The organism is Streptomyces sp. NPDC037288, from assembly GCF_055603265.1.
In genome coordinates, this window is the sequence record NZ_JBVJVY010000007.1 from 169,205 (window position 1) to 186,076 (window position 16,872).

A 16,872-nucleotide genomic window follows, 5' to 3' on the forward strand; every position below is an offset into this window, starting at 1 on the left:
CACCGCACCGCCGTCATCAATGGGCTGGGTCCTCACGGTCGGCCTGTACCTGCCCGGTGACACCGGCCTGGCCGCCCCGGGAACCAGCTGTCCGTTCGGTGACTCCTGGATCGAGGGCGCGGCCACCACTCCCGGTCTCGACAACAGCTTCCCGTCCCAGCTCGGCCGCCGGCTCACCCGCGGCTGGATCGTCAACCAGGGCATCTCCGGCAACCGGCTGCTCACCGACGAGATAGGCGAACGCCTGCTCGCCCGCGTCGACCGGGACGTCCTCGCCGCCGCCGTCGCGGACCCTGCCGACCCCGACCATGACCTGAGCGCCAGGCCTTCCGGAAGGCGACTTCGCTCATCGGAGCGAGCTGTCGCACAATTCAACACTTGTCAACAAGGCTTCACCCAAAGGTTGTTGAGCGGACATGCGGCCCGGAATCTCTACCCGCGGGTAAGGCCTAGGCTCGACTCATGCGCCGAGCAAAGATCGTCTGTACATTGGGGCCCGCCACCGACTCGTACGACCAGATCAAGGCACTGGTCGAGGCCGGAATGGACGTCGCCCGGTTCAACCTCAGCCATGGCACGCACGCCGAACACGAGGAGCGGTATCAGCGCGTGCGAAAGGCGGCCGACGAAACCGGCCGCAGTGTCGGAATCCTCGCCGACCTTCAGGGTCCGAAGATCCGGCTCGGCCGCTTTGCCGAAGGACCCGTACTCCTTGAACGCGGCGACACCTTCACCCTCACCGTGGAGGAGGGCGTCGAGGGGGACCGCCACCAGTGCGGCACCACCTACGGCGGTCTCGCGGCCGACGTCACCCCGGGGGAGCGCGTCCTCGTGGACGACGGCAAGGTCTGCCTGGAGGTCACCGCCGTCGACGGCCCCCGGGTCCGCACCCGCGTGGTCGAGGGCGGCGTGATCTCCGACCACAAGGGACTGAACCTCCCCGGAGCCGCCGTCTCCGTCCCCGCCCTCTCCGAGAAGGACGAGGACGACCTGCGCTGGGCGCTGCGCACCGGCTTCGACGTCATCGCCCTCTCCTTCGTCCGCACCGGTGACGACGTCAGGCCCGTGCACCGCATCATGGCCGAGGAGGGCCGCCGCCTCCCGGTGATCGCGAAGGTCGAGAAGCCGCAGGCCGTGGCGGACCTCGACGGCATCGTGGCCGCCTTCGACGGGCTGATGGTCGCGCGCGGCGACCTGGGCGTGGAGATGCCGCTGGAGCAGGTGCCGATCGTGCAGAAGCGCGCGATCAAGCTCGCCAAGCGCAACGCCAAGCCGGTCATCGTCGCCACCCAGATGCTCGACTCGATGATCGACAACTCCCGGCCGACCCGCGCCGAGGCCTCCGACGTCGCCAACGCGGTCCTCGACGGCACGGACGCGGTGATGCTGTCCGGTGAGACCAGCGTCGGCACGTACCCGGTCGAGACCGTGCGCACCATGGCGAAGATCGTCGCGGCGGCCGAGGAGGACATGCTCGCCAAGGGCCTGCCGCCGCTGACCGAGCGGAACAAGCCGCGCACCCAGGGCGGTGCGGTCGCCCGGGCCGCCGCCGAGATGGGGGACTTCCTCGGCGCGAAGTTCCTGGTGGCGTTCACCCAGTCCGGAGACACCGCCCGCCGGCTGTCCCGCTACCGCTCGCCGATCCCGCTGCTCGCCTTCACCCCCGAGCCGGCCACCCGTTCCCAGCTCAGCCTCACCTGGGGGGCCGAGACGTTCCTCGGGCCGCATGTGGACTCCACCGACGCCATGGTCGGCCAGGTGGACGAGCTGCTGCTGAAGTACGGCCGCTGCGCGAAGGGGGACGTGGTGGTGATCACGGCGGGTTCCCCGCCCGGGGTCTCCGGCTCGACCAACATGGTCCGGGTGCACCACATCGGCGAGGACGACAGCCCGCGGTGAGGAGCACTACGACGGCGAAGGGCCCCTCACCGAGAGGGGCCCGCCAAAAGTGGTGACCTTGGAATCCAAGGAAAAGTGCCCCGAGTCGGACTCGAACCGACACTGTACGGGTTTTGAATCCGTTGCCTGCTGCCAATTGGGCTACCGGGGCTCGCAGAATCCAAGGTTTCCCCCGACCCTCCGCGCGTCCACCATACCGTAGCTAGGTAGGCTCTTGTAAGCAGTGCCCTGCCTGGAACGAGGAGCCCCCGTGACCGCCGAGTCGCCCCAGCCCGTAGACGCGCCCGACGACGACAAGTCGCACGTGCCTCCGCTGACGACCCGTGTCGTCATCGCCGAGGACGAGGCCCTGATCCGGCTCGACCTGAAGGAGATGCTGGAGGAGGAGGGGTACACCGTCGTCGGCGAGGCCGGGGACGGCGAGCAGGCCGTCGAGCTGGCCCGCGAGCACAAGCCGGACCTGGTCATCCTGGACGTGAAGATGCCGAAGCTGGACGGCATCTCCGCGGCCGAGAAGATCGCCGAGGAGTCCATCGCGCCGGTCCTGATGCTCACCGCCTTCTCGCAGCGCGACCTCGTCGAGCGCGCCCGGGACGCCGGCGCCATGGCGTACCTGGTCAAGCCGTTCAGCAAGAGTGACGTGGTCCCGGCCATCGAGATGGCCGTCTCCCGCTTCACCGAGCTGAAGCAGCTGGAGAAGGAGGTCGCCGACCTCACCCAGCGCCTGGAGACCCGCAAGCTGGTCGACCGCGCCAAGTCCATTCTGCAGACCGAGTACGGCCTGACCGAGCCCGCCGCGTTCCGCTGGATCCAGAAGACCTCCATGGACCGCCGCCTGTCGATGCAGCAGGTCGCCGAGGCGGTCATCGCGGACAGCGAGGAGAAGAAGGCCAAGAAGGCCTGAGCGGTACGGCGAGGCCCGCGCCCCGGAGAAGGGGGCGCGGGCCTCGCGGTTACCGGGGTCAGTCCTCGCCGAGGTACGCCTTGCGGACCGACTCGTCGTGCAGCAGGTCCTGCCCCGTGCCCGACAGGACGATGTTGCCGACCTCCATGACATGACCCTGGTCGGCGAGCGAGAGCGCCGCCTGGGCGTTCTGCTCGACCAGCAGGATCGTCGTGCCCTGGGACTTCAGCTCGGAGATCGTCGCCATGATCTTCTGCATCATGATCGGCGACAGGCCCATGGACGGCTCGTCCAGCATCAGCAGCTTGGGCTGGGACATCAGCGCCCTGCCCATCGCCAGCATCTGCTGCTCACCGCCGGAGAGGGTGCCGGCGGCCTGCTTGCGCCGCTCCCCGAGGATCGGGAAGAGGTCGTAGGCGCGCTGGATGTCCCTCTCGATGCCCTCCTTGTCCTTGCGGAGGAAGGCGCCGAGCTGGAGGTTCTCGGCGATGGACAGGCGGGGGAAGATGTGCCGGCCCTCGGGGGAGTGGGCGAGCCCGAGGGCGACGATCTTGTGCGCCGGGACGCCGGTGAGCGGCTTGCCGTCGAACACGATCTTGCCGGATGTGGGCTTGAGCAGACCCGAGAGCGTGCGCAGGGTCGTCGTCTTGCCGGCGCCGTTGGTGCCGATGAGGGTGACGACCTGGCCGGCCTCGACGCTGAACGAGATGCCCTTGACGGCCTCGATCTTGCCGTAGGAGACCCTGAGGTCCTCGACCTCCAGCAGTGCGGTCACGGGGCCTCTCCCTTGGTGGTGCTGGTGCTCTCCGCGTCGGCGGTGCCTTCTGCGTCGGCGGTGCTCTCCGCGTCGGCGGTGCTGTCCGCGTCGGCGGTGCTGTCCGCGTCCGCGGTGCTCTCTGCGTCGGCGGTGCTCTCTGCGTCGGCGGTGCTCTCTGCGTCGGCGGTGCTCTCCGCGTCGGCGGTGCTCTCCGCGTCCGCGGTGCTCTCTGCGTCGGCGGTGCCTTCCGCTTCCGCGGTGCTGTCCGCGTCGGACTCGGCGGACTCCGCGGTGGCGGGCTCCGCTGCGGCGGACTCCTCTGCCGGACCGGCATCGGATCCGGCCTCGGCGGCGGCCTCCGCGGCCTCGACCTCGGCGGCCTCCGCCTCCCCGGGATCGCCCTCGAAGGGTTCGCCCAGGTAGGCGGCGACGACGCGCTCGTCGGCCTGGACGACCTCGGAGGTGCCCTCGACGAGCTTCTCGCCCTGGACGAGGACGGCGACCCGGTCGCACAGGTTGAAGATGAAGCGCATGTCGTGCTCGATGACGAGGACGGCGACGCCCTTGTCCCGGATGGCGAAGACCAGTTCCTCCGTCGTCCGGGTCTCCTGCGGGTTCATGCCGGCCGTCGGCTCGTCGAGCAGCAGCAGGCCCGGCTCGCTCGCCAGTGCCCGGGCGATCTCCAGCTTGCGCTGCTCGCCGTAGGGCAGGTTGCGCGCGAGGTGGTCGCGTTTGGCGGCGAGGCCGACGAACTCCAGGAGTTCCATGGCCTTCGCCTCGGACTCCTTCTCGGCCTTGCGGAACCCGGGGCCGCGCAGCAGCGCCGACCACAGGCCCTCCCTGGTGCGTGTGTGGCGGCCGACGAGGACGTTCTCCAGGACGGTCATGTTGGCGAAGAGCCGGATGTTCTGGAACGTCCGGGCGATCCCCGCCTGCGTCACCAGGTGCGGCTTGGGCGGCAGCACCCGCCCCTGGTAGGCGACCGTGCCCTCGGTGGGGACGTACAGACCGGTGAGGCAGTTGAAGAAGGTGGTCTTGCCGGCGCCGTTCGGGCCGATGAGGCCGACGATCTCGCCGCTGTTGACCGTGAAGTCGACGGACCGGACGGCGGTCAGACCGCCGAAGCGCATCGTGACGTCACGGGCTTCGAGTACAGGTGTCGTCATGGTTCCTTACGCCCCTGCCTTGGTGACGGCCGGATCGTCGGCCAGCGTCGCTTGCGCCGGTACGTCGAGCTGGCCGGTCTCGTGGAACTCCAGCTGGCGGCGGCGGTTGGCGATGATGCCCTCCGGCCTGAAGCGCATCAGCAGGATCAGCGCGATGCCGAAGGCGAACAGCTCGTAGTTCTGCAGGAACTGGAGCTTCTCCGGGACCAGGTAGAGGACGCTCGCGCCGAGCAGCGGGCCGCTGACGGTGCCCATGCCGCCGAGGACGACGGCGGCCAGGAGGAAGGCCGAGTTGGGCGGGGCGGCGCCGGCGAACTGGTACGGCTGCGGGTTCACGCTGTAGTTGACGTGCGCCATCACGGTGCCGGCGAGGCCCGCGAGGGAGGCACCGAGGGCGAAGGCGATCAGCTTGACGCGGAAGCCGTTGATGCCCATGGCGGTGGCGGCGGTCTCGTCCTCGCGGATGGCGATCCAGGAGCGGCCGATGCGGGAGTCGGCGGCGCGGGTGAAGACGAGCACGACGATCGCCGTGATGACGAGCATCAGGAAGAGGTAGTTGGCGAAGCGGCCGAGGGTGAAACCCGCGACGTCGTGGGAGTCGCCCAGGTTGAACCCGAAGATGTTGATGTCGGGGATCTGGGTGATGCCGTTGGGGCCCCGGGTGACGTTCGGACCGGAGTCGCCGTCCAGGCTGTTGACGGTGATGCGGAAGATCTCTCCGAAGCCGAGGGTGACGATGGCCAGGTAGTCGCCGCGCAGTCGCAGCGTCGGCCCGCCGATCAGGACACCGAAGACCAGCGAGGCGCCCATACCGGTGACGGCCGCCGCCCAGAAGGGGAAGTGGACGGAGTACGGGGAGTACTCCGAGCCGGAGACCAGCGCGGCGGCGTAGGCGCCGACGCCCAGGAAGGCGACGTAACCGAGGTCGAGCAGACCCGTGAGACCGACGACGATGTTCAGGCCCAGGGCGACGGTGGCGAAGATGAGGATGTTGACGCCGATGTTCGCGTTGTGGTCGTCGCTCTGGGTGAAGGGGAAGATCACGGCCGCGACGAAGGCCAGGGTGGTGGCGAAGCCCTTGTGGCGGGCGGACATCGTCGCGTACCGCTCGAGGAGCCCGGCGTGGACCAGTCCCCAGGCACCGAAGGCCAGGACGAGCAGGAAGCCGATGAAGGTCTCGCTGTCGTCGTCGTTGATGCCGATGCCGTAGGTGAAGACCACGAGGCCGAGAGCGGTGCCCACGGTGATGACGGCACGCTCGGCGAGCGGCGAGAGCGTGCCGTGGCGAGGCTGGCCGGGCTTGGCGAAGTAGCCGCGCAGGCCCGTGCCGGGGGCCGGGTGGGGCAGTGCGAGGGCGCCGACGACGGGCAGCGCGGAGGCCGCCATCGCCACGAAGGCGCCGGGGTCCAGGTTCACCAGGCCGCCGAGGTCCACGGCGATGGCGATGCCGGTGAACCAGCAGACGGCGAACGCCGCGAGGGCGATCAGGAAGACCGGGGTGGTGGCCTTGCCCGGGTTCAGCCAGTCCAGTCCTCGCACGTTCCACAGGACGAGCCCGTAGAGCAGGGTGAGGGCGCCGGCCACGAGAGCGATGGTCTGCAGGCCCGCCGGATAGCCGTAGTAGGTCAGGTCGCCGGGGAAGTCGGAGGTCCAGGTCCAGCTGAGGAAGGTGCTGGCGATGGTGCCGATCGCGCCGATCACGATGAGCAGGCGGGCGGCGGCCCGGGGGAGCGGGACGGGTCCGCGTCCGGCCGATTCCGGGGCCTTGGCGGTGGGCTCGGTGGTGGTGTCGGTCATGCTGCTCACGCCCTGTCCGCGACGCGTTCGCCGAGCAGGCCCTGTGGCCTGAAGAGGAGTACGAGGATGAGGAGGACGAAGGCCCACACCGGAGCCCAGCTGCCGCCACCGAGCTGGTGCATGCCGGGGACGTCGGCGATGTAGGCGGTGGCCATGGCTTCGGCCACGCCGAGCACGAGACCGCCGAGCATGGCGCCGTAGATGTTGCCGATGCCGCCGAGGACGGCCGCGGTGAACGCCTTCAGACCGGCGAGGAAGCCCATGTCGTAGGAGACGGAGCCGTACTTGAGGCCGTAGGAGACACCGGCGACCGCGGCGAAGAAGCCGCCGATGGCGAAGGCGATGACGATGATGCGGTTGGTGTCGATGCCCATCAGCTGGGCGGTGTCCGGGTCCTGGGCGGTGGCCTGCATGGCGCGGCCGGTGCGGGAGAGCCGGACGAAGAAGGCGAGGGCCGCCATGCACAGCGGGGCGGCGATGATCAGGAAGAGGTCACCGCTCTGCACGGTCACGGAGCCGATGTGCAGCGGGCCGAACGGCAGCTGCGGGAAGACCCGGGCGGACTTGGCGTCGCCGTCGACGTGGTACCAGTTGAACACCGCCTGCTGCAGCGCGAGCGACAGACCGATCGCGGTGATCAGCGGGGCGAGGCGTGGCGCGCCGCGCAGCGGACGGTAGGCGAAGCGCTCGGCGCCGACGGCGATGAGGACGGCGACCAGTGCACCGCCGATCAGCATCGCCGGCAGGGCTATCCACATGGATATGCCGTCCGGCAGGACGAGGTAGACCGTGAGGGCGCCGAAACCTCCGGTCATGAAGATCTCGCCGTGGGCGAAGTTGATGAGCTGGACGATGCCGTACACCATCGTGTAGCCGATGGCGATCAGCCCGTACATCGAGCCGAGGAACAGCCCGTTGGCCAGCTGCTGCGGCAGGGTGTTCACCGCATGGCCTCCATGTGGTGGGGAGAGTCAAGGGGGCGGTAGAAGGCGGGCCGCGCGGTGACGGTGGTCTGCGCCGCGCGGCCCTGGGGGTGCGATGTGCTGCGGTGGGTTACTTCGGGTTGGCCGTACCGCTCTTGACGGACTTCCACTCGCCCTTGGTGACCTGGTAGACGGTCAGCTGCTTGTTCGTGGTGTCGCCGTACTCGTCGAACGAGATCTTGCCGGAGATGCCGTCGAAGGAGGTCTTCTGGACGGCGTCGACGACCTGGCTGCGGGCGTCGGACGGAACCTTGCCGTCCTTCACGACCTGGCCGACGGCCTTGATGATGGCGGTGGTGGCGTCGTAGGCGTAGGAGCCGTAAGTGCCGTAGTCGCCGGGGTACTTCTTGGCCTTGTAGGTGGCGACGAAGTCCTTGGCGGCGGGCAGGGTGTCGACCGGGACGCCGATCGAGGTGACCAGATCACCCTCGGACGCCTTGCCGGCGGTCTTGATGTAGGTCGGGGTGAACATGCCGTCGCCGCCGAACAGCGGGATCTTGGCCCCGGCGTCCTTGAGCTGCTTGGTCAGCACCTCGGACTCGTCGTACTGGCCGCCGTAGTAGAGCACGTCGGCACCAGAATTCTTGATCTTGGTGACCAGGGTGGAGAAGTCGCGGTCACCGGTGTTGACGTGGTCGGTGCCGATGACCTTGCCGCCCTGCTTGGCGAACTGCTCCTTGAAGATCTTGGAAAGGCCCGCGCCGTAGGTCTGCTTGTCGTCGACGACGAACGCCTTCTTCTTGTGAATGCCGTTGTAGGCGTAGTCCGCCGCGTAGGCGCCCTGCAGCGCGTCGGTGGTGGCGGTGCGGAAGTACGTCTTGAACGGGCGGGACTTGGTGGTCTGCCAGTTCTTGCCCTGGGTCAGTTCGACACCCGTGTTGGACGGGGAGATCTCCACCAGGTTGGCGGTGGCGAAGACCTGCTGCATCTGCGTGGCCACACCGGAGTTGAGGGGGCCGACCACACCGAGAACGTCCTTGTCGGAGACGAGCTGGGTGGCGTTCTGCTGGCCGGTGGCGGGGATCGCCTTGTCGTCCAGCGCCTTGATCTTGAAGGTGACGCCGGGAACGGCCTTGTTCTTGTTGGCGTCGTCGACGGCGATCTGGGCGCCGTACTGGATACCCAGACCCGTCGCGGAGTTCTGGCCGGTCAGCGGGGCGTCGACGCCGATCGTGACCGTCACGTTGCCGCTGTCGCCGCCCTTGTTGTCCTTGTCGCGGGAGCCACACGCGGTGAGGGTCAGAGCTCCGGTGGTCAGCACGGAGGTAAGAATCACCAGAGAACGCTGTCGCACAATCGATCCTTTCCGCAGGCACATTCCGCCCCCTTCGCAGGGGAGCGACGGGTGCCGCGCCGGTACCGAACTCCCGATGGAGCGGTGACTGGCGGTGACTCTAAGCGTGTGTAGGGAACGTGGAGGAGAGCTTGACCAAGGCTGTGACGCTCTTGTTATGACACGGGGTAATGCAGAGCGGTACAGCGTGGGGTGGAAAACAGGAATTCAGGCCGATTCACCCCGTCCACATTCTGAGAACCCGCAGGACCCACCATGATCAGTTCAGGCGTCTCAGGCGATTTGGTGATTACCAACCACTGTTACTGCAGGCGACTTCCCGGGGCCGCGAAGGGCGTTGTCCACACCGGGAGACGGGAGGGAACGCACGAATGTATATTGCACGCGTATTACGCAGAGTTACGCGAGGGAAAGAAAGCCGAGGCCTCGAAGTAAACCTGGCGGGCCGTCAGCTGTCCGGCCCTCAAGTCGCCGACGGATGCGACCGCTCGGCGGGGCCGCACGGGCCCCGCCCAGGTGCTCTCAGGCGCCCGCGCCCCGGGCGTGCGCTGCGTCGCCCCTGTTCACGTCCCGCAGCAGGCAGGTCAGCCGGGCGCTGCACACCCGGTGACCCTCCTCGTCGCTGATCACGATCTCGTACGTCGCCGTCGAACGGCCCCGGTGCACCGGCGTGGCCACACCCGTCACCAGGCCGGAGCGGACCCCGCGGTGGTGCGTGCAGTTCAGGTCGACACCCACCGCGATCTTCGAGCTGCCGCCGTGCAGCATCGAGCCGACCGAGCCCAGGGTCTCCGCCAGCACCGCGGAGGCGCCGCCGTGCAGCAGGCCGTACGGCTGGGTGTTGCCCTCCACCGGCATGGTCCCGACGACCTTCTCCGGCGAGGCCTCCAGGATCTGCACCCCCATGCGCGTGCCGAGGTGTCCGGCCGAGAAGAGGGCGGGCAGGTCGACACCGAGCGCCGCGTACTCGTCGATGATCTCCTGCGGGAACTTCACTCGCTGCTGCTCGCCCATGGGCCCGGCTCCGTTCTTGGTCCAGCTGTCCTGGCTGAGCAAACGCTCAGTCGGTCGCCGATTGTTCCAGACGGCCCACGGTGCCCTCCGTGTGGTCTTCGAGCCGGACGACCACGGACTTGCTGGCCGGGGTGTTGCTGGTGTCGGCGGTGGCGTCGAGCGGGACCAGGACGTTCGTCTCGGGGTAGTACGCCGCCGCGCATCCCCGCGTCGTCGGGTAGTGCACGACCCGGAAACCGGGCGCACGCCGCTCCACGCCGTCCTTCCACTCACTCACCAGGTCGACGTACGACCCCTCGGCGAATCCGAGCGCCCGCGCGTCCTCGGGATGCACCAGCACCACCCGGCGTCCGCCCGTGATGCCCCGGTACCGGTCGTCCAGGCCGTAGATCGTGGTGTTGTACTGGTCGTGTGAGCGCAGGGTCTGCAACAGCAGCCGGCCCTCGGGCAGTTCGGGATACTCCACCGGCGCCGCCGTGAAGTTCGCCTTGCCCGTGGCGGTCGGGAAGCGGCGTTCGTCGCGCGGCGCGTGCGGCAGTGTGAAGCCGCCCGGCCGGGCCACGCGCGCGTTGAAGTCCTCGAAACCGGGGACCACGCGCGCGATGCGGTCGCGGATCGTCGCGTAGTCCTTCTCGAACTCCTCCCACGGCACGACGCTGTCCGCGCCGAGCACACGACGCGCGAGACCGCAGATGATCGCCGGCTCCGACCTCAGCCGCGGGCTCGCCGGAGCCAGCCGCCCGCGCGAGGCGTGCACCATGCCCATCGAGTCCTCGACGGTCACGAACTGCTCCCCACCGGCCTGCAGGTCCCGCTCGGTGCGGCCCAGCGTGGGCAGGATCAGCGCCCGCGCACCGGTGACCACGTGCGAGCGGTTGAGCTTGGTCGACACATGCACCGTCAGCCGCGCGCGCCGCATCGCGGCCTCGGTCACCTCCGTGTCGGGGGAGGCGGAGACGAAGTTGCCGCCCATGGCGAAGAACACCTTCGCCTCGCCGTCGCGCAGCGCGCGGATGGCCCGTACGACGTCGAAGCCGTGCTCGCGCGGCGGCGCGAACCCGAACTCCTTCTCCAGCGCGTCCAGGAAGGCCGGCGCGGGCCGCTCGAAGATGCCCATCGTGCGGTCGCCCTGCACGTTCGAGTGACCGCGCACCGGGCACACGCCCGCGCCCGGCCGGCCGATGTTGCCGCGCAGCAGCAGGAAGTTGACCACCTCGCGGATGGTCGGGACGGCGTGCTTGTGCTGGGTGAGGCCCATGGCCCAGCAGACGATGGTCCGCTGCGAGGCGAGGGCCATGCCGAGGGTCTGCTCGATCTCCGCGCGCGTGAGGCCGGTCGCCCTCAGCGTCTCGTCCCAGTCGGCGGCGCGGGCCGCCTGGGCGAACTCCTCGAAACCGTGGGTGTGTTCGCGGACGAACTCCTCGTCGACCGCGCCGTCCGTCTCGAGGATCAGCTTGTTCAGGAGCCGGAAGAGCGCCTGGTCGCCGCCGATGCGGATCTGCAGGAACAGATCGGTGAGGGCGGCGCCCTTCAGCATGCCCTGGGGCGTCTGCGGGTTCTTGAACCGCTCCAGGCCGGCCTCGGGCAGCGGATTGACACTGATGATCTTCGCGCCGTTCGCCTTGGCCTTCTCCAGGGCGGAGAGCATGCGCGGATGGTTCGTCCCCGGGTTCTGCCCGGCGACGATGATCAGGTCGGCCTTGTGGAGGTCGTCCAGCAGGACGCTGCCCTTGCCGATGCCGATGGTCTCGCTGAGCGCCGACCCGGACGACTCGTGACACATGTTGGAGCAGTCCGGCAGGTTGTTCGTGCCCAGCTCGCGCGCGAAGAGCTGGTACAGGAACGCGGCCTCGTTGCTGGTACGGCCCGAGGTGTAGAAGACGGCCTCGTCGGGGGAGGAGAGGGCGGCGATCTCCTCGGCGACGATGTCGAAGGCGCGCTCCCAGCCGACCGGCTCGTAGTGCGTGCCGCCCTCGGGGAGATACATGGGATGCGTGAGCCGCCCCTGCTGGCCCAGCCAGTACCCGCTGCGCGTCGCCAGGTCGGCCACGGAGTGCGCGGCGAAGAACTCCGGGGTGACCCGGCGCAGTGTGGCCTCCTCGGCCACCGCCTTCGCGCCGTTCTCGCAGAACTCCGCCTTGTGCCGGTGGTCCGGCTCCGGCCAGGCGCAGCCCGGGCAGTCGAACCCGTCCTTCTGGTTCACCCGCAGCAGGGTCAGCGCCGTGCGCCGCACACCCATCTGCTGCTGGGCGATGCGCAGCGTGTGCCCGATGGCCGGCAGCCCCGCGGCCGCGTGCTTCGGTTCCGTGACCTGCGGCGCGTCCTGAACCGGATCACCCTTGGGCGGCTTCGTCGCCATCGCACGCTCCCCTTCGACTGCGCATCCCGAGTACGCAGAGGATCCTCCCACGCGGCACCGACAACCGTGCCGCCCCTTCCACCCCCGCCCCGCCCCTTTCCTTCCCTCCGGCCCCGCCCCCGCTTGTCCCTCTTCGGTCGCTGTGCCGGAGCTCACACCCACCAGCCGGACGCGACCCGGACTGTCAGTGCGGCGTGGCAGGATCGGGGACGTGGCAGAGACAGCATCGAAGAAGACCGACAAGACCCCCGGCGGCCCCCGTCCCAGGCTGATGCTCATGGACGGGCACTCCCTCGCTTACCGCGCGTTCTTCGCGCTGCCCGCGGAGAACTTCACGACCGCGACCGGCCAGCCGACGAACGCGATCTACGGCTTCGCGTCGATGCTGGCCAACACCCTGCGTGACGAGGAGCCCACGCACTTCGCCGTGGCCTTCGACGTCTCGCGCAAGACCTGGCGCTCCGAGCGGTTCACCGAGTACAAGGCGAACCGCTCCAAGACCCCGGACGAGTTCAAGGGCCAGGTCGAGCTGATCGGCGAGCTGCTCGACGCGATGCACGCCCCGCGCTTCGCCGTCGACGGCTTCGAGGCGGACGACGTCATCGCCACCCTCGCCACCCAGGCCGAGGCCGAGGGCTTCGAGGTGCTGATCGTCACCGGCGACCGCGACTCCTTCCAGCTGGTCACCGAGAACATCACGGTGCTCTACCCGACGAAGGGCGTCTCGGAGCTGACCCGGTTCACCCCGGAGAAGGTGTTCGAGAAGTACGGCCTGACGCCCGCCCAGTACCCGGACTTCGCGGCCCTGCGCGGCGACCCGTCAGACAACCTCCCCGGCATCCCCGGCGTCGGCGAGAAGACCGCCGCCAAGTGGATCAACCAGTTCGGCTCGTTCGCGGAGCTGGTCGACCGCGTCGACGAGGTCAAGGGCAAGGCCGGGCAGAACCTCCGCGACCACCTGGAGTCGGTCAAGCTCAACCGCGTCCTGACCGAGCTGGAGCGCCAGGTCGAGCTGACCCGGTCGGTCGCCGACCTGGAGCGGGCCGCGTACGACCGCAAGGCCGTGACGCTGGTCCTGGACACCCTGGAGATCCGCAACCCGTCCCTGCGCGAGCGCCTCTTCGCCGTCGACCCCGGCACCGAGGAGGCCGAGGCCACACCGATCGCCACCGGCGGAGTGGAGCTGGACGGCACGATCCTGCGCACCGGCGAGCTGACCGCCTGGCTCGCCGAGCACGGCGCCGAGACCCTCGGCGTCGCCACCGTCGACACCTGGGCGCTGGGTACCGGCTCGGTGACCGAGGTCGCCGTCGCCGCGGCCGGGGGAGCGGCGGCCTGGTTCGATCCGGCCGAGCTGGACGAGGCCGACGAGAACGCGTTCGCGGCCTGGCTGGCCGACGCCGCCCGCCCCAAGGTGCTCCACGACGCCAAGGGCGCCATGCGCGTCTTCGCCGAGCACGGCTGGTCCGTCGAGGGCGTGACCATGGACACCGCGCTCGCCGCCTACCTGGTCAAGCCGGGCCGCCGCTCCTTCGACCTGGACGCGCTGTCCCTGGAGTACCTGCACCGCGAGCTGGCGCCCGCGGCCACGGCCGACGGCCAGCTGGCCTTCGGCACCGACGAGGGCGCCGAGGCCGAGGCCCTGATGATCCAGGCCCGCGCCGTCCTCGACCTCGGCACCGCCTTCCGGACCCGCCTCGAAGAGGTCGGCGCGGCGGAACTGCTGCGCGACATGGAGCTGCCGACGTCCGCCCTGCTCGCCCGCATGGAGCGGCACGGCATCGCGGCCGACCGCGCGCACCTCGAAGCGATGGAGCAGACGTTCGCGGGCGCGGTGCAGCAGGCCGTGAAGGAGGCGCACGCCGCCGCCGGCCACGAGTTCAACCTGGGCTCGCCCAAGCAGCTCCAGCAGGTCCTCTTCGAGGAGCTGGCCCTGCCGAAGACCAAGAAGACCAAGACCGGCTACACCACCGACGCCGACGCCCTGGCCTGGCTCGCCACCCAGACCGACAACGAACTGCCGGTGATCATGCTCCGCCACCGCGAGCAGGCGAAGCTGCGGGTCACGGTCGAGGGCCTGATCAAGACCATCGCGGGCGACGGCCGTATCCACACCACGTTCAACCAGACGGTGGCCGCGACCGGCCGGCTGTCCTCCACGGAACCGAACCTGCAGAACATCCCGGTCCGCACGGACGAGGGCCGGGCCATCCGCCGCGGCTTCGTCGTCGGCGAGGGCTTCGAGTCCCTGATGACCGCCGACTACAGCCAGATCGAGCTGCGCGTGATGGCCCACCTCTCCCAGGACGAGGGCCTGATCCAGGCGTTCACCTCCGGCGAGGACCTGCACACCACTGCCGCCTCCCAGGTGTTCGGCGTCGAGCCCGCCGCGGTGGACGCGGAGATGCGCCGCAAGATCAAGGCGATGTCGTACGGCCTGGCCTACGGCCTGTCCGCCTTCGGCCTCTCCCAGCAGCTGAACATCGAGGCGGCGGAGGCACGCGCCCTCATGGACGCGTACTTCGAGCGCTTCGGCGGCGTCCGGGACTACCTCCGCCGGGCGGTCGACGAGGCACGGGCGACGGGCTACACGGCGACGCTCTTCGGCCGCCGCCGGTATCTGCCGGACCTCAACAGCGACAACCGCCAGCGCCGCGAGGCGGCCGAGCGCATGGCCCTCAACGCGCCCATCCAGGGCACGGCGGCCGACATCGTCAAGATCGCCATGCTGAAGGTGGACAGCGCCCTGCGGGCAGCGGACCTGAAGTCCCGCATGCTCCTCCAGGTCCACGACGAAATCGTCCTGGAAATCGCCCCCGGCGAGCGGGCCGCGGCGGAGGAGATCGTCCGCCGCGAAATGGCGAACGCCGTCGAGCTGCACGCCCCCCTGGACGTCTCGGTGGGCGTGGGCCCGGACTGGGAGTCGGCGGCCCACTAGCCCGCGGTGCTTCGGGGGACGGGGCGTTGTACGCCGGCTCAGTACAGCGCCCCCGGCACCCGCGACGTCTTCCCGCCGCGACGGCGCTCAGCCTCATGGCGCATACCGGCGTGCCGGACCCGCCGCAACCCCACGCCTCCACATTCACCCCACCCGCACAAGAACCCGGCGCCCGCACCGGCACGCCGGCCGAACCCCCGGAGGGGACCGTCACTCACGTGGCCCCCGCCAAAACGCCCCCCACCCCCCACAGCCGCAAAACTGCGGGCATGGGTATACGCATGCTTCACCGCCGGACGCCCGAGGCAGACACCCGGGCCTGGGCGGACACCGCCTCGGCGCAGGCCATGCCCGCCTCGCCGGTCCCGGCCCTCGCGGCCGACGCAAGCACCGCCCGCATCCCCGCCGACCCGGCCGAGACGGTCCGCGCGGCCGCCACGCGCCTGCGGCACAGACTCGCCGGCCTGACCGCCCACGCGGGCCACGCCCCGGACTGGCGCCAGTGGGCCGACCTCGCCCGCGGCTACCTCGCCCTCGCGCTGACCACGATCCCCAGATCGCGCCCCCGGCCCACCCTCACGGTCTTCGTCGCGTCCCTCACCGAGCGACCGGCCACTCCCGGCCCGCACCGGCCACCCCACCGGGACCGTCCGGGACCCGGCCCGGACGCCACACCCTGACGCCGACGGCGTACAGCACCAGCCCCAGGGCCAGCCCGGCGCCGGTCCCGAAGCAGAGCGTGGGCACCAGCTCCCACGGCCGCTGGGGCGCGTCCAGGGACTCCCACCAGCGCGCCGCCCGCTGCAGCGCCCCGGCCACCGCGCAGCCGCCGACCACCGCGCCGGCCCAGCACCGGTCCCGCCCGGACAGCACGGGCACCCCCACCGGCTCCCCGGCCGGTGCCCGCCGCAGCGCACGCGCGGCGAACACCGCGACGACGAGCGCACCCACCACGGACGAGCCGTACTGCAGCCACGAGAACAGCGGCGTGCCCGCCGGACCGCCCCGCCCGATGGCCGGAATCAGCCGCGTTCCCCACCGCCCGTGATGCGTGAACGCGTCCCACGCCACATGGGTCAGCGCACCCAGCACGGCGCAGACGTACCACCACCCCACCGACACGGCCCGTATCCGCGCGCGCGGCGCACCACAGCCCAGCAGCACGGCCGGCCGCCCCTGCCGGCCCCGGGGCAGCAGCGCGAGCAACGGTTCGCGGACGAGCAGCCACAGCCCCACCAGCGCCCAGGAGATGAGCACGTCGACCGTGCCGACCCCGGCGAACGAGTGCGTGACGGCGCCGAATTCCATGCCGCCGGGGAGGACACTCGCCGCATAGAAGGTCATGTCGGGCGCGAAAGACCCCGCGACGAGCACCGCCGGCACCAGCGGGCCGCGACCGGTCCCGTCCCGGCGGACCGCGGGCAGGACGGCGGCCGCATGACTGAGCGTGAACGGCAACGGAGCCCCCTGGAACGGTCGTCGGCCGTGGCGCCGTGCCGATGATCAAGTGCGTCCAGTATGCGGGACGCCCGTCCGGGGCCATAGGTGGTAACCAGAGTTGGCCAACCGTTGAAAACGGGCGTGAGCGGGTCCCGACGCCAGGAAAGTTGCCGTAGGGTCACCTGCGTCGCCTGCCGAACACACGGGGTCGAACGCACGTCACACGGACGGAAGGGCGACACAGGGGCAACCGGATCACCGGGTCAAACGTCACACCAGAGCAGGGCGGACAGAGGAGACGGACGCAGGGCGTCCACGGGA

At 70.0% G+C, this 16,872-nt stretch carries 13 protein-coding genes and 1 tRNA gene; 4 read left to right on the top strand and 10 right to left on the bottom strand.

From position 1 onward, the window contains the following. Positions 1-16 precede the first annotated feature (16 nt). Entirely contained in the window at positions 17-310 is a 294-nt protein-coding gene (locus ACZ7GZ_RS11160) for a hypothetical protein (protein ID WP_471022901.1), read from the bottom strand. Between the two features lie 152 nt (positions 311-462). Here ACZ7GZ_RS11160 and pyk point away from each other — a divergent pair, with 152 nt between their 5' ends. After that, positions 463-1,899, top strand: a complete 1,437-nt coding sequence (pyk, locus tag ACZ7GZ_RS11165) for a pyruvate kinase (protein ID WP_471022902.1) — start codon at positions 463-465, stop codon at positions 1,897-1,899. Between the two features lie 76 nt (positions 1,900-1,975). On the opposite strand, the gene ACZ7GZ_RS11170 is transcribed toward pyk, so the two are convergent. Further along, positions 1,976-2,050, bottom strand: a tRNA-Leu gene (locus ACZ7GZ_RS11170). Between the two features lie 99 nt (positions 2,051-2,149). Between ACZ7GZ_RS11170 and ACZ7GZ_RS11175 the strand changes: the two genes are divergently transcribed. Further along, complete coding sequence (locus ACZ7GZ_RS11175; protein WP_471022905.1) at positions 2,150-2,803, top strand: ANTAR domain-containing response regulator; 654 nt, start codon at positions 2,150-2,152, stop codon at positions 2,801-2,803. 58 nt (positions 2,804-2,861) lie between these two features. Here the strand turns inward: ACZ7GZ_RS11175 and ACZ7GZ_RS11180 are convergent, their stop codons facing one another. The 7 genes from ACZ7GZ_RS11180 to ACZ7GZ_RS11210 all read right to left on the bottom strand — a co-directional run bounded on the left by ACZ7GZ_RS11180 (position 2,862) and on the right by ACZ7GZ_RS11210 (position 12,173). Continuing rightward, positions 2,862-3,578 (bottom strand): ABC transporter ATP-binding protein, encoded by a 717-nt coding sequence (locus ACZ7GZ_RS11180; RefSeq protein ID WP_471022906.1) that lies wholly within the window; start codon positions 3,576-3,578, stop codon positions 2,862-2,864. After that, on the bottom strand, positions 3,575-4,726 hold the full coding sequence (locus ACZ7GZ_RS11185; protein WP_471022907.1) for an ABC transporter ATP-binding protein: 1,152 nt from the start codon (positions 4,724-4,726) through the stop codon (positions 3,575-3,577). Before ACZ7GZ_RS11185 ends, ACZ7GZ_RS11180 begins: the two co-directional genes overlap by 4 nt. A 6-nt stretch (positions 4,727-4,732) precedes the next feature. After that, a complete protein-coding gene (locus ACZ7GZ_RS11190; protein ID WP_471023138.1) occupies positions 4,733-6,523 on the bottom strand; it encodes a branched-chain amino acid ABC transporter permease in 1,791 nt (596 codons plus the stop codon). 5 nt (positions 6,524-6,528) lie between these two features. Then, positions 6,529-7,467 (bottom strand): branched-chain amino acid ABC transporter permease, encoded by a 939-nt coding sequence (locus ACZ7GZ_RS11195; protein WP_450796524.1) that lies wholly within the window; start codon positions 7,465-7,467, stop codon positions 6,529-6,531. Between the two features lie 109 nt (positions 7,468-7,576). Then, positions 7,577-8,785 carry a branched-chain amino acid ABC transporter substrate-binding protein gene (locus ACZ7GZ_RS11200; RefSeq protein WP_471023141.1) on the bottom strand — a complete coding sequence of 403 codons (1,209 nt, stop codon included), beginning with the start codon at positions 8,783-8,785 and terminating at the stop codon, positions 7,577-7,579. 537 nt (positions 8,786-9,322) lie between these two features. Continuing rightward, positions 9,323-9,814 (bottom strand): hotdog fold thioesterase, encoded by a 492-nt coding sequence (locus tag ACZ7GZ_RS11205; protein WP_471022908.1) that lies wholly within the window; start codon positions 9,812-9,814, stop codon positions 9,323-9,325. 46 nt (positions 9,815-9,860) lie between these two features. Beyond that, a complete protein-coding gene (locus ACZ7GZ_RS11210) occupies positions 9,861-12,173 on the bottom strand; it encodes an FdhF/YdeP family oxidoreductase (protein WP_471022909.1) in 2,313 nt (770 codons plus the stop codon). 211 nt (positions 12,174-12,384) lie between these two features. Here ACZ7GZ_RS11210 and polA point away from each other — a divergent pair, with 211 nt between their 5' ends. Beyond that, the gene (polA, locus tag ACZ7GZ_RS11215) at positions 12,385-15,111 is read left to right on the top strand and encodes a DNA polymerase I (protein ID WP_471022910.1); all 2,727 of its coding nucleotides are present in this window, start codon (positions 12,385-12,387) and stop codon (positions 15,109-15,111) included. Positions 15,112-15,380: 269 nt separating this feature from the next. Then, positions 15,381-15,791, top strand: coding sequence for a hypothetical protein (locus tag ACZ7GZ_RS11220; RefSeq protein WP_471022912.1), 411 nt, complete (start codon positions 15,381-15,383; stop codon positions 15,789-15,791). On the opposite strand, the gene ACZ7GZ_RS11225 is transcribed toward ACZ7GZ_RS11220, so the two are convergent. Continuing rightward, a complete protein-coding gene (locus ACZ7GZ_RS11225; protein ID WP_471022914.1) occupies positions 15,709-16,569 on the bottom strand; it encodes a DUF4184 family protein in 861 nt (286 codons plus the stop codon). The two genes, ACZ7GZ_RS11220 and ACZ7GZ_RS11225, sit on opposite strands and share 83 nt — an antisense overlap. Between the last annotated feature and the right edge of the window lie 303 nt (positions 16,570-16,872).